The 26,335-nt window shown below is 51.5% G+C and carries 28 protein-coding genes and 1 tRNA gene; 12 read left to right on the forward strand and 17 right to left on the reverse strand.

Features of this window, described 5'->3' with window-relative positions:
• Positions 1–7: 7 nt before the first annotated feature.
• From B9Z40_RS10190 to B9Z40_RS10230, 10 genes are all read right to left on the reverse strand, one after another.
• Positions 8–1,582, reverse strand: coding sequence for a DEAD/DEAH box helicase (locus B9Z40_RS10190; RefSeq protein WP_100173243.1), 1,575 nt, complete (start codon positions 1,580–1,582; stop codon positions 8–10).
• Positions 1,583–1,627: 45 nt separating this feature from the next.
• On the reverse strand, positions 1,628–2,581 hold the full coding sequence (locus tag B9Z40_RS10195; protein ID WP_100173244.1) for an oxidoreductase: 954 nt from the start codon (positions 2,579–2,581) through the stop codon (positions 1,628–1,630).
• The gene (locus B9Z40_RS10200; RefSeq protein ID WP_143473958.1) at positions 2,574–2,975 is read right to left on the reverse strand and encodes a hypothetical protein; all 402 of its coding nucleotides are present in this window, start codon (positions 2,973–2,975) and stop codon (positions 2,574–2,576) included. The genes B9Z40_RS10195 and B9Z40_RS10200 overlap by 8 nt, the downstream gene beginning before the upstream one ends.
• Positions 2,976–2,986: 11 nt before the next feature.
• On the reverse strand, positions 2,987–3,499 hold the full coding sequence (locus B9Z40_RS10205; protein ID WP_100173246.1) for a DUF669 domain-containing protein: 513 nt from the start codon (positions 3,497–3,499) through the stop codon (positions 2,987–2,989).
• A 22-nt stretch (positions 3,500–3,521) separates the two neighbouring features.
• A complete protein-coding gene (locus B9Z40_RS10210; protein WP_100173247.1) occupies positions 3,522–4,316 on the reverse strand; it encodes an ATP-binding protein in 795 nt (264 codons plus the stop codon).
• The gene (locus tag B9Z40_RS10215; RefSeq protein ID WP_100173248.1) at positions 4,316–4,840 is read right to left on the reverse strand and encodes a hypothetical protein; all 525 of its coding nucleotides are present in this window, start codon (positions 4,838–4,840) and stop codon (positions 4,316–4,318) included. The genes B9Z40_RS10210 and B9Z40_RS10215 overlap by 1 nt, the downstream gene beginning before the upstream one ends.
• Positions 4,841–4,853: 13 nt before the next feature.
• Complete coding sequence (locus B9Z40_RS17100; RefSeq protein WP_143473959.1) at positions 4,854–5,276, reverse strand: hypothetical protein; 423 nt, start codon at positions 5,274–5,276, stop codon at positions 4,854–4,856.
• Positions 5,277–5,456: 180 nt separating this feature from the next.
• Positions 5,457–6,032: a sigma factor gene (locus B9Z40_RS10220; protein ID WP_100173249.1), complete on the reverse strand. Its 576-nt coding sequence runs from the start codon at positions 6,030–6,032 to the stop codon at positions 5,457–5,459.
• An 87-nt stretch (positions 6,033–6,119) separates the two neighbouring features.
• On the reverse strand, positions 6,120–6,932 hold the full coding sequence (locus tag B9Z40_RS17105) for an ImmA/IrrE family metallo-endopeptidase (protein ID WP_143473960.1): 813 nt from the start codon (positions 6,930–6,932) through the stop codon (positions 6,120–6,122).
• A gap of 9 nt (positions 6,933–6,941) precedes the next feature.
• Positions 6,942–7,220 (reverse strand): helix-turn-helix transcriptional regulator, encoded by a 279-nt coding sequence (locus B9Z40_RS10230; protein ID WP_100173251.1) that lies wholly within the window; start codon positions 7,218–7,220, stop codon positions 6,942–6,944.
• Positions 7,221–7,408: 188 nt separating this feature from the next.
• On the opposite strand from B9Z40_RS10230, the gene B9Z40_RS17200 reads away from it, so the two are divergent.
• Genes B9Z40_RS17200 through B9Z40_RS10245 form a run of 4 tightly spaced genes read left to right on the forward strand, consistent with a single transcriptional unit; the run spans position 7,409 to position 9,744 of the window.
• The gene (locus B9Z40_RS17200; protein ID WP_158238078.1) at positions 7,409–7,549 is read left to right on the forward strand and encodes a hypothetical protein; all 141 of its coding nucleotides are present in this window, start codon (positions 7,409–7,411) and stop codon (positions 7,547–7,549) included.
• Complete coding sequence (locus tag B9Z40_RS10235; protein ID WP_100173252.1) at positions 7,542–7,985, forward strand: DUF2924 domain-containing protein; 444 nt, start codon at positions 7,542–7,544, stop codon at positions 7,983–7,985. The genes B9Z40_RS17200 and B9Z40_RS10235 overlap by 8 nt, the downstream gene beginning before the upstream one ends.
• Entirely contained in the window at positions 7,985–9,328 is a 1,344-nt protein-coding gene (locus tag B9Z40_RS10240; protein ID WP_100173253.1) for a recombinase family protein, read from the forward strand. The genes B9Z40_RS10235 and B9Z40_RS10240 overlap by 1 nt, the downstream gene beginning before the upstream one ends.
• A complete protein-coding gene (locus B9Z40_RS10245; protein WP_100173254.1) occupies positions 9,325–9,744 on the forward strand; it encodes a hypothetical protein in 420 nt (139 codons plus the stop codon). Before B9Z40_RS10240 ends, B9Z40_RS10245 begins: the two co-directional genes overlap by 4 nt.
• 49 nt (positions 9,745–9,793) lie before the next feature.
• Here B9Z40_RS10245 and B9Z40_RS10250 read toward each other — a convergent pair whose 3' ends face one another.
• The 4 genes from B9Z40_RS10250 to B9Z40_RS10265 form a co-directional block, all read right to left on the reverse strand.
• A complete protein-coding gene (locus tag B9Z40_RS10250; RefSeq protein WP_100173255.1) occupies positions 9,794–10,540 on the reverse strand; it encodes a DCL family protein in 747 nt (248 codons plus the stop codon).
• Between the two features lie 115 nt (positions 10,541–10,655).
• Positions 10,656–11,174 carry a macro domain-containing protein gene (locus B9Z40_RS10255; RefSeq protein ID WP_100173256.1) on the reverse strand — a complete coding sequence of 173 codons (519 nt, stop codon included), beginning with the start codon at positions 11,172–11,174 and terminating at the stop codon, positions 10,656–10,658.
• Positions 11,164–11,745 carry a hypothetical protein gene (locus tag B9Z40_RS10260; RefSeq protein ID WP_143473961.1) on the reverse strand — a complete coding sequence of 194 codons (582 nt, stop codon included), beginning with the start codon at positions 11,743–11,745 and terminating at the stop codon, positions 11,164–11,166. The genes B9Z40_RS10255 and B9Z40_RS10260 overlap by 11 nt, the downstream gene beginning before the upstream one ends.
• Before the next feature lie 20 nt (positions 11,746–11,765).
• The gene (locus tag B9Z40_RS10265) at positions 11,766–12,056 is read right to left on the reverse strand and encodes a hypothetical protein (RefSeq protein ID WP_143473962.1); all 291 of its coding nucleotides are present in this window, start codon (positions 12,054–12,056) and stop codon (positions 11,766–11,768) included.
• 162 nt (positions 12,057–12,218) lie between these two features.
• Here B9Z40_RS10265 and B9Z40_RS10270 point away from each other — a divergent pair, with 162 nt between their 5' ends.
• The 8 genes from B9Z40_RS10270 (at position 12,219) to B9Z40_RS17110 (ending at position 23,385) form a co-directional block, all read left to right on the forward strand.
• Positions 12,219–13,136 carry a YafY family protein gene (locus B9Z40_RS10270; RefSeq protein ID WP_199172541.1) on the forward strand — a complete coding sequence of 306 codons (918 nt, stop codon included), beginning with the start codon at positions 12,219–12,221 and terminating at the stop codon, positions 13,134–13,136.
• Positions 13,133–15,220, forward strand: a complete 2,088-nt coding sequence (locus tag B9Z40_RS10275; RefSeq protein ID WP_100173259.1) for a DEAD/DEAH box helicase family protein — start codon at positions 13,133–13,135, stop codon at positions 15,218–15,220. The genes B9Z40_RS10270 and B9Z40_RS10275 overlap by 4 nt, the downstream gene beginning before the upstream one ends.
• Positions 15,217–15,417: a hypothetical protein gene (locus B9Z40_RS10280; protein ID WP_100173260.1), complete on the forward strand. Its 201-nt coding sequence runs from the start codon at positions 15,217–15,219 to the stop codon at positions 15,415–15,417. Before B9Z40_RS10275 ends, B9Z40_RS10280 begins: the two co-directional genes overlap by 4 nt.
• Complete coding sequence (locus B9Z40_RS10285) at positions 15,414–17,399, forward strand: AAA family ATPase (RefSeq protein WP_100173261.1); 1,986 nt, start codon at positions 15,414–15,416, stop codon at positions 17,397–17,399. Before B9Z40_RS10280 ends, B9Z40_RS10285 begins: the two co-directional genes overlap by 4 nt.
• Entirely contained in the window at positions 17,396–17,797 is a 402-nt protein-coding gene (locus B9Z40_RS10290; RefSeq protein ID WP_143473963.1) for a hypothetical protein, read from the forward strand. The genes B9Z40_RS10285 and B9Z40_RS10290 overlap by 4 nt, the downstream gene beginning before the upstream one ends.
• 4 nt (positions 17,798–17,801) lie before the next feature.
• Complete coding sequence (locus B9Z40_RS10295) at positions 17,802–20,438, forward strand: DNA-directed RNA polymerase subunit alpha C-terminal domain-containing protein (RefSeq protein ID WP_100173263.1); 2,637 nt, start codon at positions 17,802–17,804, stop codon at positions 20,436–20,438.
• Positions 20,439–20,815: 377 nt separating this feature from the next.
• A complete protein-coding gene (locus tag B9Z40_RS10300) occupies positions 20,816–22,198 on the forward strand; it encodes an AAA family ATPase (protein WP_100173264.1) in 1,383 nt (460 codons plus the stop codon).
• 152 nt (positions 22,199–22,350) lie between these two features.
• Positions 22,351–23,385 (forward strand): hypothetical protein, encoded by a 1,035-nt coding sequence (locus B9Z40_RS17110; protein WP_143473964.1) that lies wholly within the window; start codon positions 22,351–22,353, stop codon positions 23,383–23,385.
• On the opposite strand, the gene B9Z40_RS10305 is transcribed toward B9Z40_RS17110, so the two are convergent.
• The 3 genes from B9Z40_RS10305 to B9Z40_RS10315 all read right to left on the reverse strand — a co-directional run bounded on the left by B9Z40_RS10305 (position 23,378) and on the right by B9Z40_RS10315 (position 26,297).
• Positions 23,378–24,562, reverse strand: a complete 1,185-nt coding sequence (locus tag B9Z40_RS10305; protein ID WP_199172542.1) for a site-specific DNA-methyltransferase — start codon at positions 24,560–24,562, stop codon at positions 23,378–23,380. The two genes, B9Z40_RS17110 and B9Z40_RS10305, sit on opposite strands and share 8 nt — an antisense overlap.
• A gap of 361 nt (positions 24,563–24,923) precedes the next feature.
• A tRNA-Ser gene (locus tag B9Z40_RS10310) sits at positions 24,924–25,016 on the reverse strand.
• 18 nt (positions 25,017–25,034) lie between these two features.
• Entirely contained in the window at positions 25,035–26,297 is a 1,263-nt protein-coding gene (locus B9Z40_RS10315; RefSeq protein ID WP_100173266.1) for an aspartate kinase, read from the reverse strand.
• Positions 26,298–26,335 lie beyond the last annotated feature (38 nt).

Here is a 26,335-nt window from a genome sequence, read left to right on the forward strand (position 1 = left end):
CTCGACATCAAAAGCGCGCGCCGACGATTTCTGTGTAACGCCCGCTCGGGCGCACCGCGATCTGCGATGGGCACTTGAGCCGCAGCGATACGGCCAGAGCTTCATCAACACCACGGGGAAGTGGCAGCCCCGGTGCTCGGTTTGCCCACCAGCTCGCAGCCTTTTGCCGCGCATAGCCCTGGTGCTCAATGCAAACCCATTCGCTGTGGGAACTCAGTCCACTCCAGTAATCAACTCGAAGTGACGGCGGCTTACCAGTCTTGTCGTGCCGGGCATAGCTGACCCGTGTCACGGGCACCCACTCGGGTGGACCGCCAGAGAGGATGTCCAAAGTGCTGGCTTTGGCGTCAATCTTGATTTGCGGCTCCGGGAACATGTGGCCACAGTCGGGGCACTGACGTACCGCCGCGTGCACGATGCTGTCGCACTCAGGGCAGGCTTTGGTGGGCGCATCGCCGTCTTCACCCGCTTTGGGTGTCTTGGGCTTGATGGCGTCAATGGGTCCGTGGCGCGCAATGTTCCCGGCAAAGTCGAGAACCAAGCAGTCGGTCTTGCCCGGTGCAAGGCGGCAGCCACGACCAACGATCTGCACATACAAGCCCGCCGACTTGGTCGGGCGCAGCATGGCAATCAGGTCTACCGCAGGAGCGTTAAAGCCTGTCGTCAAGACATTGGCATTGGTCAGGCACTGAATTCGTCCGGCCTTGAAGTCATTGATGATCGCTTCGCGCTGGGCGCTGGGCGTATCGCCCACAATCGTCTCGCAGGTCACCCCTCTGCTGCGCACCGCATCACGCACGTGGTACGCATGGTCCACGCCAGCACAGAAGATCAGCCAGCTTTTGCGGTTTGTTGAGTACGAGAAGATTTCATTGACTGCGCTTTGTGTGATCGCGTCCTGGTCAATGGCCGCTTCCAAATCCTTCGGGATGAACTCACCGCCGCGTGTACCCACACCAGTGAGGTCAATTTGCGTTGCCATGCGTTTGGAGATCAGTGGCGAAAGGTAGTGGTCATCAATCAACTCGCGCACCGAAACCTCGTAGGCGATGTCAGTGAAGATGGCCTCACTACCTTCATGCAACAACCCAGAGTCAAGGCGGTATGGCGTGGCCGTCAGACCAATCACTTTGAGCATGGGGTTAATGCGCTTCAAGCCATCAAGAAACTTGCGGTACATCGTGTTTGAGGAGCGTGGGATCAAATGCGCTTCATCAATCAACACCAGATCGCACTGCTGAACGTCATACACACGCTTGTGAATGGACTGGATGCCAGCAAACAAAATCTGCGCACGGATCTCACGCTTCTTAAGACCTGCTGAATAAATCCCTGCCGGGGCTTGCGGCCAAAGCTTTTTGAGTTCGGCAAAGTTCTGTTCAATCAGCTCACGCACATGAGTCACGATCAGGATGCGCTGATCTGGAAAGGCTTTGAGCACGCCCTCAACAAAGGTGGCCATGACAAGGGACTTGCCACCAGCGGTTGGAATCACCACCAGCGGGTTGCCGCTCTCATCTTGGAAATAGTTGTAGATGCCTTGGATGGCAGCGCTTTGGTAGGGGCGGAGGGAAAAGCTCATGACGGGACTCCTTTTTCAATTGCGTTTAGGTTTGCGGTTGGGGATTCAGTTGGCGGCGTGCTTGTTCAAACCGGCATCGCGCCAGCGAACACCGTTGGTAAATTCGTAGTCAACCCAGTCGTCACCCGCATCGACTTGCGTAGCAGGAACAAGTGGTGGCAAATACAGGTGCTGCTCACAGCCGCTGCGCTGATCTACTTCGGTCAGGCGCTTTTGATGCCGGTCGCAATGCCAACCACCATCCACGGGTGTTGAGTGCAGGCAAGTACGGCAATTGATCGCAGGTGCCACCACGCTGTTGCCACTTGCATGGCAAACCGGTGCGTGGTCACACATGCGGCACTGATACCAACTTGGCTCTTCGCTGATGCGTGGCAGTGGTGTTTGGGTAAAGATGATTCGCCGAGCTTTTTCCAGAAGAAGTTCCGCATAAGTGACATCTGCCTCCACGCGTTCGACATACAGGTCATCGGTGTCCTTGTTCACAGCCAAGTACATCGATCGGGTAATTCCCATCAGGTGCATGTAGATTTGCATCTGGGCAAAGTGCTGCGGTTTGGACTCGCGTACATTCTTGGCCACCAGATCGCCAAAGCTCTTGTTGGAGTGCGTCTTGAACTCCAGCACGTGCCAGACTTTGGGTGCTTCAAGCAAATTGATGGCAACGCCATCGAGCGAACCACCAAAATGGCCGCCATGGGCTTGAACACGAAACTGACGTCCAGTCTCGGGATCGACTTCCAGCACAGTCGCACCGGTGCGTCTCAGGTTCAGCACCAGGCGCGCCTCCTCCAATTGACCGGTTTCAAACAAGCGCAGAAGTCGGCCTGGGTGCTTGCTGCGCGTGACCCAGCGAAAGTCGTACCAAAGCGCACGCTCGCATTCCTTGCCAATGAGGGACGCGCCAAGGTGGCTGCGAAACCCATCACTGGCATCTGCTTCATAGCCAGAGAAGATGGCCTCGCGGGTAAGGCTTGTGATGGCGGGCAATTCAGCCATGGTTTTCTCCCTGGCTGGCGTGCAGGTCACGTGCACGTTGCACCAGGCCTGCCCACTCCTGGTCATTGCAGTTTTCACGCACCACTTCAATCAAAGTGTCTTTGAAGGCATCACGGTGCTTGGGCGCAGCGCGTTTATCAAAGGTTGCAAGATGCACAGTCACCTGCGCCAGTTCCTGCTGCTTTAAACGCAGCGCGGTTTTGGCGCGATGGAACCAGGCAGCATCAAGCGTCTTCTTCTCTGTTTGCCGCCGAATGTCAGTCGTTGCGATCTGAATACGAATGGAAGCAATCTCGCCTTGCAGCGCAGCCATTCGCTCCCGACAGCCCTGCGCAGAGTCCGGCAGGTGAACCGGCTCAAGCGCGTGTTGATGCAATGTGAAGTGTTCTTGCATGCAGTGCGACCTCAGGCTTGGCGCTTCCAGGGCAGTCCGTTGGCAGCAGGCGTTGCTGTAGCAACGGCAGGACGCGCTGACGGGTTGGCTGGACCAGTGCTGAATGTGGGGGCGTTTGCTGCCTGACCGCTGCGAGGCAGGTAGCGGACCGAGTTGCTCTCGCCATACATGCCCTTCGGGGGGCGCACACGCACATCAGCAATCAATGGAATGAGGTGCAACTGCTCCGAATTGCTGACCTGCAACTTGCCAACGGCACGGCAGATAGAAGACAGCGTGCGCTGTGCGATTTGCACAGCATCTGCATTGGCATTGATGAGGTTCAGGCGATCAAAGAGCTTGCGGCCTGCGTACTGCCCCTCAATGACATCCACCTCAAGGTAGAGGTACTGGCCCATGCCGTCTTTGGTTGCACGCATTTCGCTTGCAACAATTTGGGCTAGGTATTTACCGGGTGGCAGGACTTCGTAGCCGCTGCTGGGTTCAACTGAGGATGCGTCGAAAGTTTGTCCGAATGAAGCCATGGTGATTTCTCCTATTTCAATTTCAGGTGGTTGGGTTGGTGGGGGTGACTGGGTTGGCGATCAACATGGGCTTGATCACATCGGGCATGGCCTGGGCAAAGGACTGCCAGTCCAGTGGCAGGGTCTCGGGAAGGCCATAGCGGTTCTTGGCCAAAAAGGCTGGGCGCTCGGCGGTGTGAATCACCCGCTCGCCCGAGCCCATGGCGCGGTTTACTTTTTTGTTGAAGCCGACATCGGCCTTCACGGTTGAGATGCGGTAGTTGGCAAAGAGCACGATGTCGGAGTGCTCCTGCATCAGCGCCGCTGCACGGGTGTGCAACTTGATGACGTACCGGTCATAGGGGTCGTGCTCGGGCGAGTCAAAACGCTTGATGTCGGTGTGCGCGATTTGCACAATGGTCATGCCACGGTCGTCACGCAGTGCGTTCAGGCCGTCGATGTACTGACGCCATAGGCTCAAAGCGGCCACGTAGCCTTTGCCGTACCCGGCGTCTTCAATCGATCCCCAGCCGTTGTCGCGGCAGGCCTTGCCCCAAACTAAGGGCTCGAGCCAGTCAACGCTGTCAATGACCACGGTTTTGAAGTCATGGTCTTCGGTGTAGAGCGAGGCCAGTGACTCAAGGACTTCCTCAAACGTGCGTGCAAGCGGGAAGCTAGCTGCCGGAATTGTTCCCAGACCGTCTTCCGTTTGCACGAACACAGGCTTGCTGGCTTCGGCGGCGAAGGTGGTTTTACCAACGCCCGCAACACCGTGAATCAGAATGCGAGGTGGCTTGGGCGTATTGGCGCGGGTGAGTTGTGCAAGTGAAATGGCCATCACACACCCCCACCAAAGTGACTGTCGTTGGCAGCGTCGGGGATTTCTCCGGTCTTGATCTGCTCGAGCTTGTAGCTGGGCTTACCGGTTTTGAGCGTGCGTGCAGGCTCGAATAAGTCGCGGATTCCGGGCGGCCAGGCGGTGTACTTGGACTCGGCAACTTTGATTTCGATGCCGACGTAGTTCTCAGGGTCCTCGCCCCACTTGCGCAGGGCTTCCACGGCTTCTTTGAGCTTGACCTGGTTGTACTCAGGACGTTTGGGCAAATCGGCGACGACCAAGTAGCCGTCGACTTCAAAGCGCACCGTGCCGGTGGACTTGCCAGCCTCTTGGCGAAGCTGTTGGGCCTGTTGTGCAAAACGATTGTTCAGCGTTGAGTGCAACGCCGCTTCATAGTGTCGGGCGGTATCACGAACTTCACTGACCTGCCTGATCAGGTGGTCCAGTTCAGCAAGTGGCAAAGCATCAAGCTCTGCCATGGAAAGCTGGCCGATTTCGTCCAGGATGGCGGATGTGGCGATCATCTGTATCTCTCTTTCAATGGGCTTTACGGGGGGCGGGTTGTGCGGTGCGCAATTGAGCGCGAATTTCTGGTGGCTTTAGGGAACTGCTTGTTCGTATGGCCAGATACCGATAGTTGTTATCTGAAATACGTTGGCTAAATAGATGCACGAGACCGAATTCGCATGCGATCCAAGCTCTGCGCGCGAGGGCATGGATGCGTGCGCGCTCTTTGGTTGAGCGGTCACTGCTGATCTCTGAGCGATCTCGTAATAACAAGCCCTCGTGATAAAGAATGGCTTGCCCCACTGATGCACTGGCAATCCAGTCGCACAGGTTTGCCTCACTCAAGGCAACAGTTGGCACGTAGACTTTGCGCTCTTGGACGAGCGGCATTGGGTCTGGTGGTAAACCCAGGTGGGCCTGGGTGATTTCGAGAAATTTTGTAGGTGCTAACAATTGCAGGCTCCATCAGCGTGTTGATCAATTGGCTTGCACAACCCGACCGGGTGGTGCTGCCGTCTCTTGCAATCGCGCTGATGGCGGAGCTCACTGCTCTTTGCTTTTCACGCGATATATAGGTTCTTACTGGTCGAGGCCATGGTTTTTCTCAGGCCACTTTGGCCTGCGGTATTGGGCTTACGCCGCCAACCTGAAGCCGAACATTCGAAGGTGCATTTGCATTTCATTGACACGCCGATAAAACGTGGCACTGGACATACCACTAGCTTTGCAGGCACTGGACACGTCAAGGTGGGCATCAAGCAAATCAAAAAATTCGAGTTGCTCATCGTTCATGTACTTCCGGGCTTTATCCAGGTCCAACAAAGCCATGTGGTCACTGATCAAATCGGTTTCATCTGCCCACATAGGCACCAGGTTGTCGTCGATGTGCTGCTCTGGATCACCCATTTGCGGGTCATTGGCTGCTTCACTTCCCGCCGAGAAGAAGCAGATGCGAGCGCGGTCTTTCATCAGTTCATCAAGAACTTCAACGGCGCGGTGCTTTGACACCAACCCGGTGTAGGTGTTGGCGCTGGCGCGTTGCGGATCAAACCCCGGAGCTCGTTCAAGCAAATCAAGCAGTAACTCTTGCTGCAAGTCTTCCCTGTCCGCGCTTGGAAGTCCCAGGCGTGCGGCGAGTCGGTAAGTTCGCGTTGCTGCTGCAGCAAATGCAGCATCGAGGTATGTTGGGTCAATTGGTTGGTTTTTCATCTTCTTTTGCCTTTGCGCGTTTAGTCAATGGTTAACGATATAGTTCAAGAAAAGGCACCCGCAGGTGCCCACTGTTAATTGGTCCGGTCAGTTGGCCTTGTTTGCCGACGAAATCATCCCGTATCGCATCATGCGCACTTCGATGAATGCTGGAGTGACCCCGAAATGCGGAGCCAAGGCTCGTGTAAACGACCAGCAGTCCATGTCATAGGTGACTTCAGACCAGACGATCTTTTTCTCACCATCCGGGGTCTCCGCGAAAAGCGTGTCTTCACCGTAACGGATTTCAAGGGCGTGCTTGGGGGCTTCTTCCATCACCGCGTCCCACAACAGATCTCGAGGCACCAAGAGCGAGCCCATGAATTCATTGGCCCGCAGTTCTGCAAACCGAATATGAGAAGGCAGAAGGGTGTCAGCTTTTTGCAATTGCGCCTGTGTTTCTGTCACCAATCTGAAAGCGCGAACGGTACCCGTTTGCATCAAATCTGCAAGCGGCTGATTCTGGTGGTGTGACACAAGCGAAGGGCCATCAAAAATTGCATGGCCCATCTCATGAGCCAATGTCGACAAACGCAGTTCTTCGCTAATGCCAGAGCTAGCTGGGGATACGCAAACTGAAACCGCATCGACAGAACTTGTTGGGGTGAACTCGAATACTCCGAACACCGGATTTTTTTGTTCATCATGGACTTGGTGTTCAAGGTCAAGCCAAACATCGTATGCCACGCCATTGACATTTAGTTCGCTGATTGCAGCAACGTCCGCAATGGTCAATGCACGGCGGTCTGAAAGCCCAAGTTGCCGCCGCACCTCACTGGCCACCCGTTCAATGTCTCCATGGCTCGGGTAATGTGGCTCGTAACGGTGGTTATGTCGGTAGTGCAGTTTGAGGGCTGGCATAGGCGGGGCTTACGGTTTCTTGTTGAGGGAGCGATACAGACGAACGACCTCAGCTACTTCCTCTTGCATGTCGGGGGGCAGTCGGGATGCCTCAATGAACAACTCATCCTCACTCAAACCAAGGATGGTTGCTGCCTTTTTGATCAGTTCATCTTTTGGGGGGTTTTCACGCCCTGTTTCGATGCGAGACCAGTAGGCGGGACTGATCTCCAGTTGCCGAGCGAATTCGGTTAGCGTCATGCCAGCCTCCTCTCGCTTGGTTCGCACATAGGTGCCAAATGGGTTCATGAAAGTCCTAGATAGTCGTTACGTCGTTGCATTATAGCGCAACGACAAAATTTTGTGCAAGTGCCCTTTAAACGCACCCGCAAAGGGGGCAAGCGCCCTGAGAAAAACCACACCCGGGGGCGGTATGAACCTTCATGACCGCCCCAAAACACACCCCACAACCAACTCCGACCGCAGAGCCCAGCCCCATGGCCGTCATCGGCTCAATCCTGGCTCAGGGCGCTATTCGCCTGCTGGACCGCCAAAAACGCGAAGCTCAACTTGCTAACCGTACCGAAGAGAGCGTTCATACAGGTGTTTTGACTACCAAGGACAACACCCATGAATGACTCACTTATTGCACGCGTTGCAGCCCTTAAAACCTCGCCCACACCTGACCTCAAGCAAATGTGGCGAGAAATGTTTCAGACCGAACCACCGCCGTTTAACCGGCGCTTCCTTGAAACGCGTCTGGCATACCGGATTCAGGAGCTGGCCCTTGGGGGCCTACGCCGCGAGACCGTCAAGCGCCTAGAGAAGCTTGGCGAACAACTCGATGGCGGCAAAGCCGATGTTCGCCGCCGCAGGGTTGATGGCAGGCCCATCTGCGGAACGCGCCTGATTCGGGAATGGGATGGTGAGCGCCACGAGGTGGTGGTGCACGTTGACGATTTCGAATACGCGGGTCAACGCTACAAGTCCATTTCACGCATAGCCATGGTGATTACAGGCACCAACCGAAACGGTTGGACCTTTTTTGGCTTGTCTTCTGGAAGGAGCGTCTGATGGCTACCAGCCCTAAAGTCCTGTGCGCGATCTACACACGCAAGTCCACCGAAGAAGGCTTGGACCAAAACTTCAACTCACTGGACGCCCAACACGATGCCTGCGCAAATTACATTGCCAGCCAAAAGTCTGAGGGCTGGGTAACGCTCAAGGACCGGTATGACGACGGCGGCTTCTCAGGAGGTACGCTTGAACGCCCGGCCATCAAGCGTCTGCTCGAAGACGTCAGTAAGGGCCTGGTGAACACCATCGTGGTTTACAAGATTGATCGGTTGTCTCGGTCTCTTGCCGACTTTGCAAAGCTGGTCGAACTGTTTGATCAGCACAAGGTGACCTTTGTTTCGGTCACCCAGTCCTTCAACACCACCACCTCTATGGGACGGTTGACGCTCAACATCCTGCTGTCCTTTGCGCAGTTTGAGCGTGAGTTGTCCGGTGAACGGGTGCGCGACAAGATTGCTGCCTCACGCAAGCGTGGCATCTGGATGGGTGGGATGCCCGCTTTGGGCTATGACGTGGTTGAGCGAAAACTGGTGCCCAACCCCAAAGAAGCAGCCATTGTTCAGGAGATTTTTGCTCGCTTTGCGGCTACGCCCTCGATGGCAACCATTGTCAAAGACCTGCGCAAGCGCGGTGTCACCTCCAAATCATGGACAACAGCCAAGGGCGTTGTCCGCGAAGGCAAGTTGATCACCAAAGGCCTTGTCTACAAGATCTTCAGCAACCCGGTCTACATAGGCATTGCGGCCTACAAGGGTCAGCACTTCCCTGGTGAGCATGACGGCATCATCACGCAAGATCTGTGGGATACGGTGCAGACGCACCTGAAAAACGGCACCCCTATGAATAAGGCGAGGCTGGCGGGTCGGGGCAGCGCACCGTCTCTACTGCGCGGACTTATTTTTTCTGAACAAGGACGGGCCTTCACGCCTGGCTGGACGCGCAAGCAGCACAAGACCTACCGCTACTACATCAACACCGACTCAATCAAGATCGGCAAAGAAAGCTGCGACATCTGCCGTATCCCCGCCGGTGAGATCGAACAGGTGGTGGTTGAGAAGATGCGCGGCATCCTGCGCTCACCAGAGGTGCTGGCCCACGCGGTGCGTGAGGTAAATACTCAGCGGCCCAAAGTTGAAGAGACAAACGCCATAAGCGCATTGCAGTCCATCGACGCGGTCTGGGACGAACTCTTCCCAGCGGAGCAGGCCAAGGTTCTGCATACCCTGGTTGATCGAATCACAGTGCGCAAGGACGGCATCGCAATCAAATGGCACGACAAGGGCTTGAACAAGCTGTTGCGCGACACGCTTGAACCACAGAAAGAATTGGAGGCTGCATGAGCACCGATACCGAAGCGGGATTCACCACCGAGATTCCGATGACTTTTCGCAGGCGTGGGGGCAAGGCCGTGATCGTGCTACCCAACGGGGATCGCGCCATTGAGCGGCGCGAGGCGCTGATTGATAACGCCATGGTCAAACTGCTGGCTCGCGGCCACCGCTGGCACCGGAAACTATTTGACGGTACCCACGCTTCAATTGAAGACTTGGCTAAGTCAGAGAGCATCAGCCCATCGTTTGTGAGCCGCATTTTGCGATTGGCCTATCTATCACCAACGGTTGTTGAAGCCATCCTGGACGGAAAATACCCAGCGAATCTGACAATGAAAGATTTGATGGAGCCGTTTCCAATGGAGTGGGAGGGGCAGGAAAAACTCTTCCTAAATCCAATACCTATCGAGAAAACTAGCAGATGAACAGGCACTTGATATATTTTTAGAAAGTGCACGCAACCAAGAAAAATCTCTAAGAGACTTTCACGGGACGCGCCACCTTAGGTTTTCTAGCAGCGCTCGCGGTTTGAAGATTTGCCTCTTTCGAAAGTATCCTCATCACAGCTTGGGCATGGTGAAACGATCGAAAAGCATCTGCAACTATTTGATCAATAAAAACAGACTTCATCTGACCATCTGCAGGTTCAGAAATAATTCCAGTTGGCACATCACTGCTCCAGCCTCTCGCGGCTCTAAAGCCGCTAACCATGTGCGAAAAAAAAGGCCAGGCGTGATCAAGATGCGCTTCATCTATCGTGACAAGTTTTCCAGTCAATTCGCAAACGACACGCCCCTGACTATCACCGTAGTCTTTAAAGGCTTTCTTCTTTGCTTGAATCAGATCAAGAGCAACAGCTTCGCGGCAAGCGTTATAAAAATCCTGCGAAATGCCCTTGGGTTTCCCTTTCACCGCATCAATGTAAGAAAAATCTGTTTCGCTTCCGTCGTTACGAACAACCCAAAACCCTGAACTGCTCCAGCCTGTGCCTGTATTTAATCGTCGTTCAAAATGAGCAATCTGGCCATTACCCTTCAACGGTTCGCCCACAGCTTCCAGAATGGGATCGTAGCGGTCAATAAGGTCAACTAAGTCTGTGTGATGGGAGCCATCATTCACTCGATCGTTATCTTGATATGAGTGCAGAATCTTCTTGAAGTGCTCAAGAGCACTTGATTGCGTCTTAAACACGCGAGACCCAACAGTGACTGATTTGGCCATTTAGTTATCCTTTTTAAATGTACCAAGAAAAATTTCTTAAGATTAAAGAATACTGCTTTTAACGTTCTTATCCACTTGAACTTAATGCGTACCAAGTGTCCACGATAGAGCGTGGCTAAGATCTTGTTGTTGACGACTCGAGGGTAGAAGTAAATACCCCCTTCATTTCTTGCGTGCCAACGCAAATCCGTACCAAATGGATCTCTGGGTAGTCCTCACTTCGACTCACTAGGCCGTTAATGATGATTTCAGCAGACAACTCTGGTGGGAACTTGAAAACGCCAGTTCCGATCGCGGGCATGGCCATTGATTTGATTCCTGCTTCTTTGGCCACACGGAGAGTCTGCGCAACAGCAAGGTCGAGGTATTTCTCGGGGTGATCGTCATTGATGAAGCTGGCTGCCCTCGTGTGAATCACAAATAGGTTTGGCAGTTCAAAGCCGGGGGTCACAACCGCTTCACCCAGAGCAATCGGCGAATGGCGACGGCAGTATTGCTCAAGCTCTGGCCCGGCTGCAGTATGAATTGCACCGGCAACACCTGATCCAAAGCGAAGGTTGGCATTTGCTGAATTAACCAAGGCATCGACGTCAGGTTGATGGACGATGTTACCTACGACGATTTCAATGCGCACGCTTTTTCCCTCGAGATTTCTTCTTTTCCCACATCGACAAAATCACCTGATCCGAAATATCGCCCATACGTGGAATGACCCAATTGACGCCGCCATCGCCCACGGCTTCATAAAATTCGTCGGGGGTCTTCCAAAGTCCCCACCATTCACACACTGGCCCGCCTTGCCCATGTATTTCGATCTGACAGCCTACAAAAGCATGAGATCCGTCACTACCAGTCAAACGGTACGCGTGTAACGAAGCAAGCAAATAACCATCGTCACCGGTTTGCCCATGTTCAATTCGTTGTCGCGCCCAATTCACACGGTCGGCATCTTGAACTTCAACTTCCTTGGGGATTTCAAGGTTGTAACGAGTCTCTGAGTCTGAAAATTCAAGTTGAGCGATGTAACCCAACTTAAGGGCAGATTGCTCCCCAAGATCGTTTATCAAAAAGTCCCATCCATCGACCTCCAGCCACTCGTAGATAAGACTTAGCCCCTCAGGCGCTTCTACACCAGCCGAAAATTCTCGCAATACAGTGTCCGCGACAGCTTGAAGATTAGAAGGCAAATGCGGGGCAGTATTCACTCGGGACTTTCATTCATTTTTTACCAGTTGTCGTCGCTCATGCCAAACTTATCGGCTTTTGAGCTTGGCCAGTCATCTTTGTCGTTAAAAACGGCTCCGAGTCCTGTGGCCGAGCTTCCCAAGCGGGTGCTGCCGTCAGTGCTGAAGCTTCCCATCTGAGTGAAAACAGACCCATCTGACCCAAAGGTGGTAGAGCCCATCTTTGTGTAGGTCGTGCCGTCGGACGATACGCTGGTGGTATCCGAGACTTTTTGCAAAGTCTCCCCTGAGTCGGACACAGCGAATCGCCCCAAGATTTGCCAAAAAGACATGCTCATCTCCTAAAAGTGATGATTTCGGTCCAACCGACCGGGTACGACCTTATCGTTCAAAAAAATTCTAGCACCAATGACGCCTATCTGCATCAAAATGATTAAGTGCAGTCATTGAATATGCTAGAGTGGAACATTCGCAAATAAGGTGGAGATAAATCCGTGGTCAACAAACGTGTTGCTGCTGCACTTGACGACCTGACGCAGACGCAAAGAGAGCGACTTTTCTTCATTGAAGTCAAAGCTTTCTTCTGTGGCGATCTGACCCGCGCGGATATTGAGAGACGCTTTGGGGTCAAGCCTGCTGCTTCAGCACGCGACCTAAGCACCTACCGTCGCCTGGCACCACTCAACCTCTTCTACGACGCCGGTCAACGCAAGTACGCAACGACCGACCGCTTCACACCCTTGTTTGAACACTCAGCAGAGCGCGTTCTCACCTGGTTCCGAGCAGGCTTTGGCGACAACATGGACCAAAAGCTCAAGCGCTCTGTCCCCTGTGAAAGCGCCAGCGACCTGGTTAAACCCGAAATCGAAACACTAGCGACGCTTACTCGCGCCATTGCCGGAAGACGCCAGGTCAAGGTCAACTACCTGTCGTTGACCTCTGGAGCCTCAACAAAGACGCTGTGCCCCCTAGCCTTGGCCGACACTGGCCTGCGCTGGCATCTGCGCGCATATGACCGCGAAAAAGACCGCTTTGCTGACTTTGCGTTGACCCGAATCGTCAAGGCCAAGGCTCTTGATTCACCCATCCCTGTCGAAGAGCAGATCGAATCAGATGTGCAGTGGGCGCGGATTGTCCATATTGAACTGGTTCCACACCCTGGCATTGCACACCCAAAAGCCATCGAAGCAGATTTCAGAATGAACAACGGTTTGCTGGCCCTTGACATGCGAGCACCACTGGTTGGGTATGCCCTACGGCGATGGTCAGTGGATTGTTCTACCAAGCACTCCTTGGATCCCAAAGAACATCACCTCTGGCTGAAAAATTCACAAACTCTCTACGGAGTGGAGAGCGCTGCACTTGCGCCAGGGTACTCAAGGAATCTCCAACCAGGAGGTGAACTGCCTTGAACAATAAACAAATTGGGGATTTCGAAGACCTATCAACACTTCCTTTAGATTCGCACTACAGGACAGGTGAAAGAGACCCTGTAACTGGTTTTTATAAGCCATGCTTAGATTCGTCAGTCACATACGATCGAGCTGTCGGTTACTTCAGGTCAAGTATCTTCGCAGTGATTGGCCAGCCCTTTTTAGATTTTGCTAGGCGAGGAGGCAAGGCTAGATTCATTTGTTCTCCATCCATCACTGAAGAAGATTCCAAAGCTATTGCATCAGGATATCTTCAAAGAGAGGAAGCAATTGAGCGTGCGATCACCAGAGACGTTGATGAACTTTTGTCAGACCCGGCCTCCGACCACCGAGCCAAGCTTTTAGCCACCTTCATTAAATTCGAAACACTCGATATCAAAGTCGCAATCCGCAACGGTGGAAACGGTATTTATCACGAAAAAATCGGTATCTTTGCGGATGGAAATGGTCACCATGTAAGTTTTTTGGGGTCAGCGAACGAAACTTGGAGTGCCTGGCATGCAGAAGGTAACCACGAATCAATCGAAGTTTTTAGAAGCTGGCTGAGCACGGACGAAATCAGAGTTCAGTCTCATCGAAAGATATTCGATTTATTGTGGAAAGGCGAAACGCCTGGTGTAGATACGATTGAATTCCCTGAAGCCCAAAGACGCAAAATATTGTCAGTTGCGGCACCCGGTTTAGACGACCCAACCGGTGATACGCCACGGCCTATGAACTCTGGTCGCAGAAGGCTGATGCCACATCAGGCTAAAGCCATTGAACTATGGGAAAACGCAGGTCGACGCGGAGTCTTCGAACATGCAACGGGTAGCGGAAAAACATTCACCGCAATCGAGGCAATAAAAAAACATCTGGCAACTGGCGAGCCTGCACTTGTGCTTGTCCCAAGTCAATTGCTGCATGAGCAATGGAAGCGAGAAATACTTGAGGAGATTCCGGACGCATCAGTTCTGATGGCAGGAAGTGGGCATGTCAAGTGGAAAGATCGCGGAAGACTGCGCTCGCAAACGAGCCCAGGGCTTGGGATGAACAGAGTAGTGATTGCAACGATGCAGACAGCTTCGACCGATGCATTCATTAACGGACTCTATCAAGGCGAACATCTTTTGATTGTTGCGGACGAAATCCATCAGATAGGTAGCCCCAAAAACTCCATCGCGCTAACTATTAAAACTGGCGCTAGCTTGGGTTTGTCGGCAACTCCTATCCGATATGGAGACCCAGAGGGTACACAGCGAATATTCACACGCTTCGGCCCGGTGATACCCCCGGCGATTACTTTACAGGATGCGATTGCAGCAGGAAGACTTGTTAACTACGAGTATTTTCCGCATGCCGTCCACCTAAGTGATGAGGAATCTGAACTCTGGAAAAAACTCACTAAGCAAATCAGTTTCGAGTTGGCGAAATCCAAGAAAAAGGACAACAGCACGGGGCTGTCCGACAAAGCCAAGATGCTACTTATCCAGCGCTCGCGAATTGCCAAGAAGGCAAGGGTAAAAACAGGTCTGGCCACAAGTGTGATTAAAAAGGAATTCAATGAGGGGCAAAGTTGGCTGGTCTATTGCGAGGACTCGGACCAGCTAAATGAAATGCTTCTCAAGCTCCGCGCCGAGGGCTTACGTCCACTTGAATACCATTCAAATATGTCTGGCGAAAAGTCCGATGCACTTAACTGGTTCAAGAAATTCGGTGGTGTACTGGTATCAATAAAGTGCTTGGATGAAGGCGTTGACATACCTGCGGTTAGCCACGCTTTCATTTTGGCTTCAAGCCAAAACCCCAGGCAATTCATTCAGCGACGTGGGCGGGTGCTACGCAAGTCTGCTGAAAAGAACTTAGCGGTAATTCATGACGCGATCGTAGTACCGATCGATCCTCAAAGCGAAAGTGAACAGATATCACTCTTAAAAGCAGAATTGATTAGGGCATTAGAGTTTGCCAACTCAGCACTAAACAAGGGTGCCGGAGCAGACCTTCGGCGAATCGCGCTAGAAATGGGAATTGACCCCTCACCCGATGGTGAAGCTGCCATTGAAGAAGACCAGGAGGAAGAATGACTAATGACAATGATATGGCCCTTGCGGCCTTACTGAAAGCTGCGGAGATGGATACATCTTTGCCAACGGAACTGCTTCGCAAATCTTTTGCTATTCAGCGCAGGCATCAATTTGACCGTGATGAAACTCGTGAAGTCTCATTGCAGGAGCTGAGAACTTTGCTGGATGCAATGGTCGAAGAAGAGGAACAAAAATGATTCTGCACAGCCTCACCGCAACGAACTTCATGCCTTATAGGGGCAAGATGTCATTAACGTTTCCGACCGATGCCGACAAAAATGTAATGTTGGTTTTCGGTGACAACATGCGTGGAAAAACCAGTCTACTTAACGCATTGCGTTGGGTTTTCTATGGAAAAGCGATAGGTCGGCACTCTCGCGAAATTGCACTCTTTGATCTTGTTAATTCCGAAGCGACCATGGAGGGCGACTGGTCTATGGAGGTGGTCGTCACCTTCGAAGCCGATGGTCACCGTTATGAAATGCGACGAACCGCCAATAGACGCGCATTGGTCTCTAAGCCCACCCGCTCCGAGGACCTGGTCATGGATCGAGGCATGCGCAAGGATGACATCCCCTTAGGTGATCATTTGATCGACGCCGAGATAAATCGATTCGCTCCAGAGCAAACATCACGGTTTTTTCTTTTTGACGGCGAATTGTTGGACGAATACGAGCAACTGCTCATAGACGGGAGCGAGCAAAGCAAGGCAATCAAAGAAGCGATCGAACAGGTCCTGGGAGTGCCAACTCTTATTCGAGGGCGGGACGATGCTCAAACAATTTTGAAAGCGGCTCAAAAGCAGCAGACCGCAGATCTCCAGAAGATGGGGGGATTTGAGTCCCAAGCCGAGAAGCAGAGGCACTACCAGACACAAATCGATTCAATTGAAAAAGACATTAAAGATCAACATGAACGTTTAAAAAAGGTCAATACGGATCGCGAAGAACTTGACGACGATCTAGCAAAAGTTGAAGCTTTATATCAAGCGAAGCAAAAGCTCGATGACGCAATTTCAACTAGAGATAAGGCTGCCAAACGACAAGATGAACTTCAGCAACAGAGGATAGGACTTGTCAAAGATTCCTGGAGGGAAGTGATTCGACCACTTTTGACTCTTAAGCGAGAACACATTCAGGACGAGCATTCGAAGTTCACCACCCAAATGCTCGCCCGTGACAAGGTTGAGACAAAGATTGCACAGCTACAAGAGGCCGTTAAATCGGAAACTTGCCAGGCTTGCGGTCAACAGTTGCATGAAAAGGAACGTGTAGCTGCAGGCGAAGAACTCGGGAAGCTTCAAGCGGAACTGTTGGGATTTAAGGTTGATATTGCGTTGTTCTCAAAACTGTCTAGCGATATGCAATCACTGGACAAATTATTGAAACCCACAGATGCACGTCAAATCGCTTTCATTGACAACGAAGTAAACCGTCTTAGTGTCGAATTGACAAAACTTGACAATCAAATTGAGGAACTCAACGAGTTGATCAAAGGTCAAGACACTGCCGAAATAGCACGCAAGCGATTTATGCGTGACGGTCTAATTAAGGAAGCTGCACGAATTACTGGCGAGATTGCATCAAGCCAAGAAAAACACACTGGATTTCAACGCGAGTTAGCAATGATCTCCAAAATCCTCGAGGGACTTCCGAAAGCGCGGGCTGCCAAAAGTTCACGATTGGTCAAAATTGCATCTGCCCTGGAGAAGGTGTACGCAAAAAGCATTGATCAGTTGCGCGACGATCTCAAAGCCACAGTAGAAGTTTTGGCCAGTCAGGCTTTTCGCAGACTCACTACGCAAAGCCAATATTCAGGACTACGGATAAATAGCAATTATGGTTTAACGATACTAGACGAGCGCGGTCAAGAGGTTCCGATAAGAAGCGCTGGTGCAGAACAGATTGTCGCCCTGTCGCTCATAGATGGTTTGGCTCACGCGGGCCGGTCAGCTGGCCCCGTGGTCATGGACACTCCATTTGGCCGCTTAGACAAGAAGCATCGGGCGAACATACTTGCCTATTTGCCTACCACCACATCTCAACTCGTTATGTTTGTTCACGAAGGAGAAGTTGACCGAGCGAATGACCTTGTTCAACTCAAATCAAAAGTTGGCTGTGTTTATGAAATCAAGGAAGTAAGCCTAAGGCACTCGCGCATCGAAAGGATTAACCAATGAGCGAACTTACTACAAACTCCACTGCAATCCCAAATGAGCGCACCCAAGTGCGACTGAGCAATAAATGCCACTCTATTCTTACTCAAATGAAGGAAGACGGCTATCTAGCGGAAATGACTGATGGATATCGTCTGGGGATCGCCCTAGCGCTGTCAATGGGAGCACAACTTGACGAATTGTCTGCTGAAAACCGAAACTTTATTGCTGTTTCAACATTAGATCCAACCGGGGAAATCGCTGCTGCTATTCGAATGTTAGTAAATCTGGAAGGGCAAAGTGTGTATGGCTATGCGGAAAGATTAGCAGACTGGGGAATCAAGGAGATGCAAACTCGATTCAAAGGAGGGTTCCTCGATGTCGCATCGCTAATGAACACAGCTGCAGAAATGGCGACTTGAACCAATGAGGCCAATTCGCGCATTTTTGTTCTCCCAAGGTGAGAACGGCCAATGGGGTTGCCAAGTTTTTAGAGACTTTGAGCCACTTTCTGAAGCGGCAATCGTAGCTAATTGCGAAAAGCAGTATCCCGTCGGTGTGCATGTAGGGTTTGAGCGACCCGATACGGAATCTGTCGCAGAATTGCTCTGCAAACAGGAAGGACTTGTCTACTTATCAAACGGGGCTGTTGGAACAATGCCCCTACCAGTGAAAGCAAGTGCTATATCAATTGGATCTGCTGGTGAGTGCACTTTTCATACTGCAATCGATGGCTTCGGATACCAATTGGAAAATACTGATGATGTGTCATCAAATTCGCTGTTGGTGCGACCCACACCATCAATACCTGAAAATATCAGCCCCAGGGGATGGGTTGCATCATTGTCCAAACACATTCCTGAATTAGCGCACAAGGTAAGCGCGGCGAAAATTTGGGACGAAGACTCCTACCTCTTACGGGAGTCAGATTTAGATTTGGATACACGCTATCTTGCAGGCCTTCGTCGCTATGAAATATTGGAGAGCGAACAACCCAACGCTCTCACATTTATCGACCATCTCAAATCAGCCCCCCCATGGCTCCTAAACGCTCCAATTGCACTTCTAAATCTTTCGGTTCGATCAAACAATGTATGTGCTGCACATGATCTAAAAACTATTGGCGATTTCGCCAAGTACGGGCTTAAAGGTTTGTACAAGCTTCCAAATTTAGGCCAAAAATCTGTCCATGAAATCAGCCGAGAAATGGTTCATCTTTTCACGACTGGGCATCCATTAAGGGCAGTTGAGACGAAGCTTGAGTGGGTAATTCCCGCTCGGTTGGGCGGTCCCAGACCGGAATCCGAATCTGACGAAAACACTAAAGAATCCGATACTAAACCGAGTGGCACCAAGGAGCCTGCTACACGAGCATATGCAAATATCACTGAAGGCCTTGTAGAAGCGGGACAAAATCTCGATCAAAACGAACGAGGTATTTGGGCCGCACGAATGGGATTCCGCTGTGAGGCCATGACCTTTCAACAGATCTCTGATCAAATTGGACTAACCCGCGAGCGAGTACGTCAGATCGAGGTAAAGATTTACAAAAAGGTCCGATCTCATCCATTTTGGGATGAGCTTTCAAGCAAAGTCAGTGAGCACCTTCGCGGAAGAAGTGCCCCATTATTTCTTAATGGTCTCTCTGCTATCGATCCATGGTTTGACGGCGCAGACGATCTTGTCAATCCACTTCGACAAATTTCAGACAACATTGCTCGACTTGGATTCCACATCCTGACATGGAACAACGCAGTTGTGGTTTCGCGTATGACTCAGGCCCAATGGCATGAAGCGATTGACGATGCCAAAAGCACCTTAATGGCAATAGCTGACCAGAATCTTAGCGAGCAAGACGCGCTATCGCAGGCAGCTGGGGCCTTGATAGGGAAAGGCGAGGATATGCGCGAAGCTTTGCTAGAAGAGGTCTCCAAGTTTTGCATTTGGTCTGCGCTACCTGATGGCTCTCGAATTTTCACGGGCTTTGGAAAATCTGCAACCGCTTTAGTAGCGGGACTATTGCAAGCATCAGACACGCCCTTGCATATAGATGAGATTCAAAGTCGCATTCGTGCCAATTCCAGCTATGAAGCAACAAACGCTTCCAATATACGCAGGGCGGCTTCCGAAGTTTGCATGCTTTTCGGCCGAGGCACCTACGGTCTGATGAAGCATTGCCCTCTGAATGCATCACAAATGCTGGCTGTCAGAGCAGAGGCTGAGGACATCGTCGCGGGAGGGGCACCTTCAAAGCAATGGCATAGCAGTGAACTTTACAACGAGCTTCTAAACCGTGGATTCTCTTACGAAGGAAAGCTTGATAAATACATCATCAATATTGCATTAGCTAATTCCTCGAGCCTAGTCTACTTGAGACGGATGATTTGGGGTGTGCGAGGTGAATGGAAAGACAGCGCCGATGCGCGCCTAGATGTTAAACAAGCTATTGTTTCCTTAATTGAGAGTGAAGGAAAGCCGATGACAACGGCACAGATTCGCTCAAAGCTTATCGAAGACAGAGGGCTGAATATTCACTTTCAAATATGGGCTACAAGCCCGCTCGTACGTATCGGACCCGGAATCTGGGGGCTGGAAGGTAGGGATGTGGATATGGAGCAGGCTGGAGCAACAGCTTACCGCCTACTAAAGGAGCTTTCAGCTAGACAAGAAGGTATGCATGTTTCGGAAGCCGCTGCATTCTTGGGCCTCGGTAGCGAGGACGAAGTATCGATGCTGACATCAATTGGGAATAAGGATGGCTTGCGGATGGATAAAGGTCAGTACTGTTATCTACAGCCGTGGGGTGAGTCGCGCCGTATATCTGTTTGGGAAGCTGCTACCTCAACACTAAAAGATCACCCTCAAGGCCTTGCAAGAAGCGATCTGCAAATGTATGTAGAGAGAATTGCAAAACGCAAGATTGATCGCCAACAACTCAGTGGAATTTTGCAAAACATCGACGCCATTTACGACGCGACATCAGGACTTTGGAAATTCGCAGGGCTGGTTGGCGCAGATGATGAAAATGAAGAGGAAATTGGCAGCCTTTCCGATGCGGCATGAACTAGTCGGACAAGGTAAAAATAATTCACACGAAGGGCTACATCTTGGCAACTTTGCAGAAGAACATTCTTGGGGCGGAGGCTGCAACACGCTCAGCCTGCGCGGCTCCATTACGGGACTTTTCCTATGACCGTAGGACATGCGGAACCCGCGACCTCAGCTTATCTGAACCAGTGTCACAAGAGACTGGTTATTGGGCAAACCCGTCAAACATTAGCAGTAAGCCTCCAAGGTGGATCGTCCGTATCGACGGAACTGGGCCTGATCTTTCTGTTGACTTAGCCCGCAACGAAGATGGGCAGCCATTACAAGGTGCGGGGACTGTTGGCTACATAAATAACGGTCAGGGTCGATGTGCCTTAGCTGCATTTCGGCTAATGCCTTCTGTGCAAGTTGATGCCGAATCGTATGCATTCCCAAGCGATTGGGAGTGGATCGTACAGTTCGCTTTTGGCAAACCGCTACCTGTCGGCACTTCCGGTGATTCGTTAAGTGATTTTGCTCCGGAGCGAAGCGAAATTGGCTACAAGGGTCGTGCTGACAACAAATCAAACGTAAAGATTCAGCAAATCAGTTTGGTGATGTCTCTTGCCTCACGGCAGCCATTCGAATTACCTGACGGCCGGATAATTACCTACGAAGCAGCAACAGACGCATTGCAATCTTGGCTCTCATCAGGTACGGCCGAAACCTTTGCCTACGACCCTAGCGATCCAAATGAACTCACTCGACTAGAACTCGACTTAAGGCGCTGTTTTGGATCGGCAATTGCAGCAAATCCATCTGATTCGCCAAACATCATTCCATCTCCCGAACTATTCGGAATTCCTGAAGAAGTGTATGACCTGATAAATGCTTCTCTTCGAGCGGGTAAACGACACTTCATTTTTCATGGCCCACCTGGAACCGGTAAGACCACTTTGGCTCAATATATCGCTGAAAGCATCGGGGACGGCACAAGCGAAAGTTACACCCTACTCACTGGATCTTCATCGTGGAGTTCACAAGATCTTGTTGGCGGTTATCAGCCGCTAGGCCCAGGAAAAATGGGCTTCATCCCCGGCGTTATGCTCAGAGAATTTAGCAAGCCTATCATCATCGACGAACTTAACCGCTGCCCAATTGACAAGGTCATTGGTCCTTTATTTGCAGTGCTTTCCGGTCATTCAACTTATCTTCAATATCGAGTTGATGTTGAGGACCCTCAAAGCGCTTTTTACCGGCTGCTTCCAAAAGCTAATCTTGCAATGGAGCCGCATGAATTCGCCCCAGGCCCCAAATGGGCAATGATTTGTACTTTAAACCAAGCTGATAAAAATCAACTCGAGCAAGTCAGTCTTGCAATGACTCGCAGATTCACTTGGATTCGAATTGGTACACCTCCAGATCTACGCAAGTTTGTTTACAGCGTCCTCGCCAAGCTTGCTCTTTTGAAGCGTCCCTACACCGACCTTTCACCAAACCCGGTCGCTGAAGCTTGGAGGATTGTTTGCGGATTTCGAGAGCTTGGAGCTGCTCCTGCAATTGACTTTTTGAAGCTCGCTGCAGCTGTTGATGACTCGATTGACTTTCTTGCAGTTCCTCTTCCATCCACCCAACGAGTGTTTGTCGCTGCTTTTGCTTCAACGTTCCTCCCACTGCTAGATGGCATCGGCAAAGACGAAGCTGTTGAAATGGCCTCTGCCTTATCGAGCGCGTGGAATCTCTCCGAAGAGACTTCCGCCGAGATGGAACGTAGACTTATGGATCTAGCCCTTTGAGCATAGAGGACATCGACCCTGTCTCTGGTTTCAGCTTGGGAATTGTCCTAGCAAGCTATGAAAGACTTGCGCCAAGAGGGCGTCTGCTAAACACAGATCACGCGCGAGTTCAGCGCGATGCTCTGCTTTTAGCCTGGGCAACTTCCAACGACATGTTTGAAATTGCTAAAGGTGCTATCAGCCATCGTTGGGGTATGCATCAGAGTGAATCATTGGAGTCAGCAGTTCAATTTGGGCAAATATCCGGATCAATCGACGCACGTGAAACCTTACTGCAACAGCACTTAACTGCAGACCTAAGCTTATTTGTTATCAATGAAGTGGTCCCTTCAAAAGAGTCTCTGGATAGGCGAAAGGTCGTAGCTTGGGCTTTGAAGCTCGCTCGCGATGAAATTTTGAAGGCACTTGATAGCAAACAGTGCTTCAGCCATACCAAACAGTTTCTTGATGAGCGGCTCGCTGTCCAAAAGACCGCACTTGCCACTCCCATGCTCAAAGATTCGGCCTCAGGAAAACTCGGACGATCGCCCCCAGGTGAGGCAGCGATAAATAGCGCACGTCGCAGTAAATCTGGCCTACATCCAAAGGCTGGAGATACATTACGCATTTACGAAGGGCTAAGACGGCTAGCTCCGTTTGCAGTGAGACGGATAGTTTCACAAGCTTTGATAGAACGCCTGAATAATCAGCGCCGTCTGGAACTAGCAGGCGGCCTAGCTATGGCAGAGGCTTTATCTATTGCGAGTGGTTACCCTCTGAAGTGGAACTCTGATGTCGCATCCGATGGGGTTATGGCCATAGTTGGGCCTTATGCTGTTGGCTGGCACAACCCTATAAACATCATTTCAGATCACTTTCAAGCGACCGTATCGACAAAAGATACGCGAACCGCCACAAGCATCTCATTCATTCAATGCGCAGTTGCGTCAGAGGCAAACCATGAGAACGAAACGATCAGGCTGGCCACAGAATCATTAGTAAGCCTATGTCGAAATGAATCAAAAAAAGGACCTAGCTTTGAAGAAACGCCTTTGTTTAACTGTGCAGTAGTCATGCGCAAACTCTTTGTATTTAGACCTGTAACGACTTCACCTGACCAGATGATCATCACTGAATTCGAAGAGATGGCACGGGGAAGACTACTTGAATTGGCCCGTCGAGTTTGCACCAGAACTCTTACTACCTAGTCTCGCCCCCATTGGGATGAAGTGGAACCTGAGACTCGTCTATTGGCTGAGCGCAGGGTGTGTTTATCGAGTACAGAGATGGCTTCCCTTTTACATTTTCTTGAGTCGCAGACTGGAACCGCGCCATTCCCCCTCGGATGTATTCACTGGACAGCTCAATGCATGCCCATTTTCGCTTTAAATTCTCGGCCACCATTCCAGTTACGCAAGACCCACCGAAGGGATCCAGAACCATATCACCAGGATCGGTAAGCATACGAATGAAGTATTCTGGTAACAGCGCAGGAAATCTAGCGGGATGGATATCGATGCCATTTTCACGACAATAGTCTTGGTAAACACCGTTGCTTTCGGTGTTTGCTATTGCCAATAAGTTTGGAGGAACAGCTCCACCGTTATCTTTGGAAAACTTGTCCGATATGTCATGCCCGGAAGGTCTCAGCTTCGCGTCATAGCCATTTTTTAGAAGTCCTTTCATAGAGTCCGAATAAGGAGCTAATACGCGTTTGTTACTTGCTTTGGGGAAAGGCGTTTTAGAAAGCCACCAGACACAATTGACCGCATCCTTCACTCTAACTCTTCTCACATTGACCCATTCTGCAGGACTAGGTAATTTTGCAGGATTCCACCAGTAGTGTTCTTGTGCCAGATGAAACCCGTACTCTTCGCACAGCATCACTAAGAGCTTAAAGTGGTACAGAGACCTAGTTGGAGTTCCAGACTTCCAGGCACCGCCGATGTCGATAACCAAACTGCCATCCGACTTTAGGACTCTATGGAACCCTTCTGCGAAGGGTCTAAACCATTCGCAATACCCTGCCGCATCTTCATTTCCATAACTTTTTTTTCGCACAAGGCCGAACGGCGGAGAAGTCATGATCAGGTTTACTGACTCAGGCTTTGCAACATGATGTAAATATTCAAGCGAGTTGCCTTGCAATATCCTTCCCTGCGATGTCTTGTGGGCTTCAATTAACTTGCCAAAGTCTCTGCCATGTAATTCCTCTTGCTGCTTTCGGGCCGGGGCCATGGAGACGTTATGCAAATGTCGTAAGTAGTCACCAAGAGACTTAAATCCAAGAGATGCAGAGACATCTTCCATCTCTTGTCGTTCGTTTGTAGTGAGTCTGATGCTCGTTACGTTTTCGCGAGTTTGTGCTAACAGCGGCCGTCCCATTGAATACTCCTTGGCAATTTTTTCGCATTCATCTAACTAGCAGTTAATTGTAATACAAAAACTCTTTGGATGGCCCGAACCACATAGCCACATCTTCTTGTGAATAGGTTGACTACCAAAACCCTCTGAACAAAGAAAATTCGTTCGGCTTGGTTCAAAGCACGTTTTGCAGAATCCTGCAATTTCACGGCTCGGAACCAAGTCCGAAAAAGTCATGAGGTTTTGAGACAAACGGGGTTTGAGACGTCTTTGCCGGGCCGCTGCATGAGGTTGCAGTCAGGAGCCCAAAGCAAAAAGCCCCGCGTGGTGCGGGGCCTGAGGCTGCCTCAAGGCCTGCTGAGCAGGTTTGAGGTCTTTGTACTGGCGGAAACGGAGGGATTCGAACCCTCGATGAGGCTCTACACCCCATACTCCCTTAGCAGGGGAGCACCTTCGGCCACTCGGTCACGTTTCCAGTAGATGAAATTATAACTTAGGCTTGGTCCAGATCGAAGGCTTTGTGCAGGGCGCGCACCGCCAATTCCATGTATTTTTCGTCGATCACGACCGAGGTCTTGATTTCCGATGTGGAGATCATTTGGATGTTGATGCCCTCTTCGCTCAGGCTGCGGAACATCTTGCTGGCCACGCCCACATGGCTTCGCATGCCGATGCCGACGATGGACACTTTGCAGATCTTGGCGTCGCCCGACACTTCGGCCGCACCCAGTGCGGGCAAGACTTTTTCCTTGAGCAGATCGATGGTCTTGGCGTAGTCGTTGCGGTGCACCGTGAAGCTGAAGTCGGTCTTGCCGTCTTTGCTCAGGTTCTGGATGATCACGTCCACTTCAATGTTGGCATCGGCCACTGCGCCCAAAATTTGGTAGGCAATGCCGGGCTTGTCGGGCACGCCCAACACGGAAATTTTGGCTTCGTCGCGGTTGAATGCGATGCCAGAAACGACGGCTTGTTCCATTTGTTCGTCTTCCTCAAAAGTGATCAGGGTGCCGGAGGCGGCTTCTTCGTTGATGTCAATGTCCCAGGGCGTGAAGCTTGACAGCACACGCATGGGCACTTTGTATTTGCCAGCAAACTCCACCGAGCGGATTTGCAGGACCTTGGAGCCCAGAGACGCCATCTCCAGCATCTCCTCAAAGCTCACGGTGTGAAGGCGACGCGCTTCGGGCACCACGCGGGGGTCAGTCGTATAAACGCCATCCACATCGGTGTAGATCAGGCATTCGTCGGCTTTGAGGGCAGCAGCCACGGCCACAGCCGAGGTGTCAGAGCCGCCACGGCCCAGCGTGGTGATGTTGCCGTTGTCGTCCACGCCTTGGAAGCCCGTGATGATGACCACTTTGCCGGCGTTCAGATCGCCCATCACGCGGGCATCGTCGATCGACTCGATACGGGCTTTGGTGAAGGCGCTGTTGGTCTTGATGGCCACTTGCCAACCGGCATAACTGACCGAAGGCTGGCCTTCTGATTGCAAGGCAATGGCCAACAAGGCTGAAGATGCTTGCTCACCTGTGGAGGCGAGCATGTCGAGCTCACGGCTGTAGTCATCGCCAGGTTTGGCGGGGGCCAATTCTTTGGCCAGGCCGAGCAGGCGGTTGGTTTCGCCGCTCATGGCGCTGGGGACCACGACAATCTGGTGGCCAGCACGGGCCCATTTGGCCACGCGCTTGGCGACATTGCGGATGCGCTCGGTCGAGCCCATCGAGGTGCCGCCGTATTTGTGAACGATCAAAGCCATGTGTAAGGTTCAAGTGATGGTGAAACCGGCCACGCAAC

It is taken from the genome of Limnohabitans sp. 15K (assembly GCF_002778285.1).
Classification (GTDB): domain Bacteria; phylum Pseudomonadota; class Gammaproteobacteria; order Burkholderiales; family Burkholderiaceae_C; genus Limnohabitans_A.

Coding starts and splice junctions, on each gene's coding strand:
- B9Z40_RS10190 (WP_100173243.1), bottom strand. CDS start 1,582: ATGAGCTTTTCCCTCCGCCCCTACCAAAGCGCTGCCATCCAAGGCATC.
- B9Z40_RS10195 (WP_100173244.1), bottom strand. CDS start 2,581: ATGGCTGAATTGCCCGCCATCACAAGCCTTACCCGCGAGGCCATCTTC.
- B9Z40_RS10200 (WP_143473958.1), bottom strand. CDS start 2,975: ATGCAAGAACACTTCACATTGCATCAACACGCGCTTGAGCCGGTTCAC.
- B9Z40_RS10205 (WP_100173246.1), bottom strand. CDS start 3,499: ATGGCTTCATTCGGACAAACTTTCGACGCATCCTCAGTTGAACCCAGC.
- B9Z40_RS10210 (WP_100173247.1), bottom strand. CDS start 4,316: ATGGCCATTTCACTTGCACAACTCACCCGCGCCAATACGCCCAAGCCA.
- B9Z40_RS10215 (WP_100173248.1), bottom strand. CDS start 4,840: ATGATCGCCACATCCGCCATCCTGGACGAAATCGGCCAGCTTTCCATG.
- B9Z40_RS10220 (WP_100173249.1), bottom strand. CDS start 6,032: ATGAAAAACCAACCAATTGACCCAACATACCTCGATGCTGCATTTGCT.
- B9Z40_RS17105 (WP_143473960.1), bottom strand. CDS start 6,932: ATGCCAGCCCTCAAACTGCACTACCGACATAACCACCGTTACGAGCCA.
- B9Z40_RS10230 (WP_100173251.1), bottom strand. CDS start 7,220: ATGAACCCATTTGGCACCTATGTGCGAACCAAGCGAGAGGAGGCTGGC.
- B9Z40_RS17200 (WP_158238078.1), top strand. CDS start 7,409: ATGGCCGTCATCGGCTCAATCCTGGCTCAGGGCGCTATTCGCCTGCTG.
- B9Z40_RS10235 (WP_100173252.1), top strand. CDS start 7,542: ATGAATGACTCACTTATTGCACGCGTTGCAGCCCTTAAAACCTCGCCC.
- B9Z40_RS10240 (WP_100173253.1), top strand. CDS start 7,985: ATGGCTACCAGCCCTAAAGTCCTGTGCGCGATCTACACACGCAAGTCC.
- B9Z40_RS10245 (WP_100173254.1), top strand. CDS start 9,325: ATGAGCACCGATACCGAAGCGGGATTCACCACCGAGATTCCGATGACT.
- B9Z40_RS10250 (WP_100173255.1), bottom strand. CDS start 10,540: ATGGCCAAATCAGTCACTGTTGGGTCTCGCGTGTTTAAGACGCAATCA.
- B9Z40_RS10265 (WP_143473962.1), bottom strand. CDS start 12,056: ATGTCTTTTTGGCAAATCTTGGGGCGATTCGCTGTGTCCGACTCAGGG.
- B9Z40_RS10280 (WP_100173260.1), top strand. CDS start 15,217: ATGACTAATGACAATGATATGGCCCTTGCGGCCTTACTGAAAGCTGCG.
- B9Z40_RS10285 (WP_100173261.1), top strand. CDS start 15,414: ATGATTCTGCACAGCCTCACCGCAACGAACTTCATGCCTTATAGGGGC.
- B9Z40_RS10290 (WP_143473963.1), top strand. CDS start 17,396: ATGAGCGAACTTACTACAAACTCCACTGCAATCCCAAATGAGCGCACC.
- B9Z40_RS10295 (WP_100173263.1), top strand. CDS start 17,802: ATGAGGCCAATTCGCGCATTTTTGTTCTCCCAAGGTGAGAACGGCCAA.
- B9Z40_RS10300 (WP_100173264.1), top strand. CDS start 20,816: ATGCCTTCTGTGCAAGTTGATGCCGAATCGTATGCATTCCCAAGCGAT.
- B9Z40_RS17110 (WP_143473964.1), top strand. CDS start 22,351: ATGTTTGAAATTGCTAAAGGTGCTATCAGCCATCGTTGGGGTATGCAT.
- B9Z40_RS10305 (WP_199172542.1), bottom strand. CDS start 24,562: ATGGGACGGCCGCTGTTAGCACAAACTCGCGAAAACGTAACGAGCATC.
- B9Z40_RS10315 (WP_100173266.1), bottom strand. CDS start 26,297: ATGGCTTTGATCGTTCACAAATACGGCGGCACCTCGATGGGCTCGACC.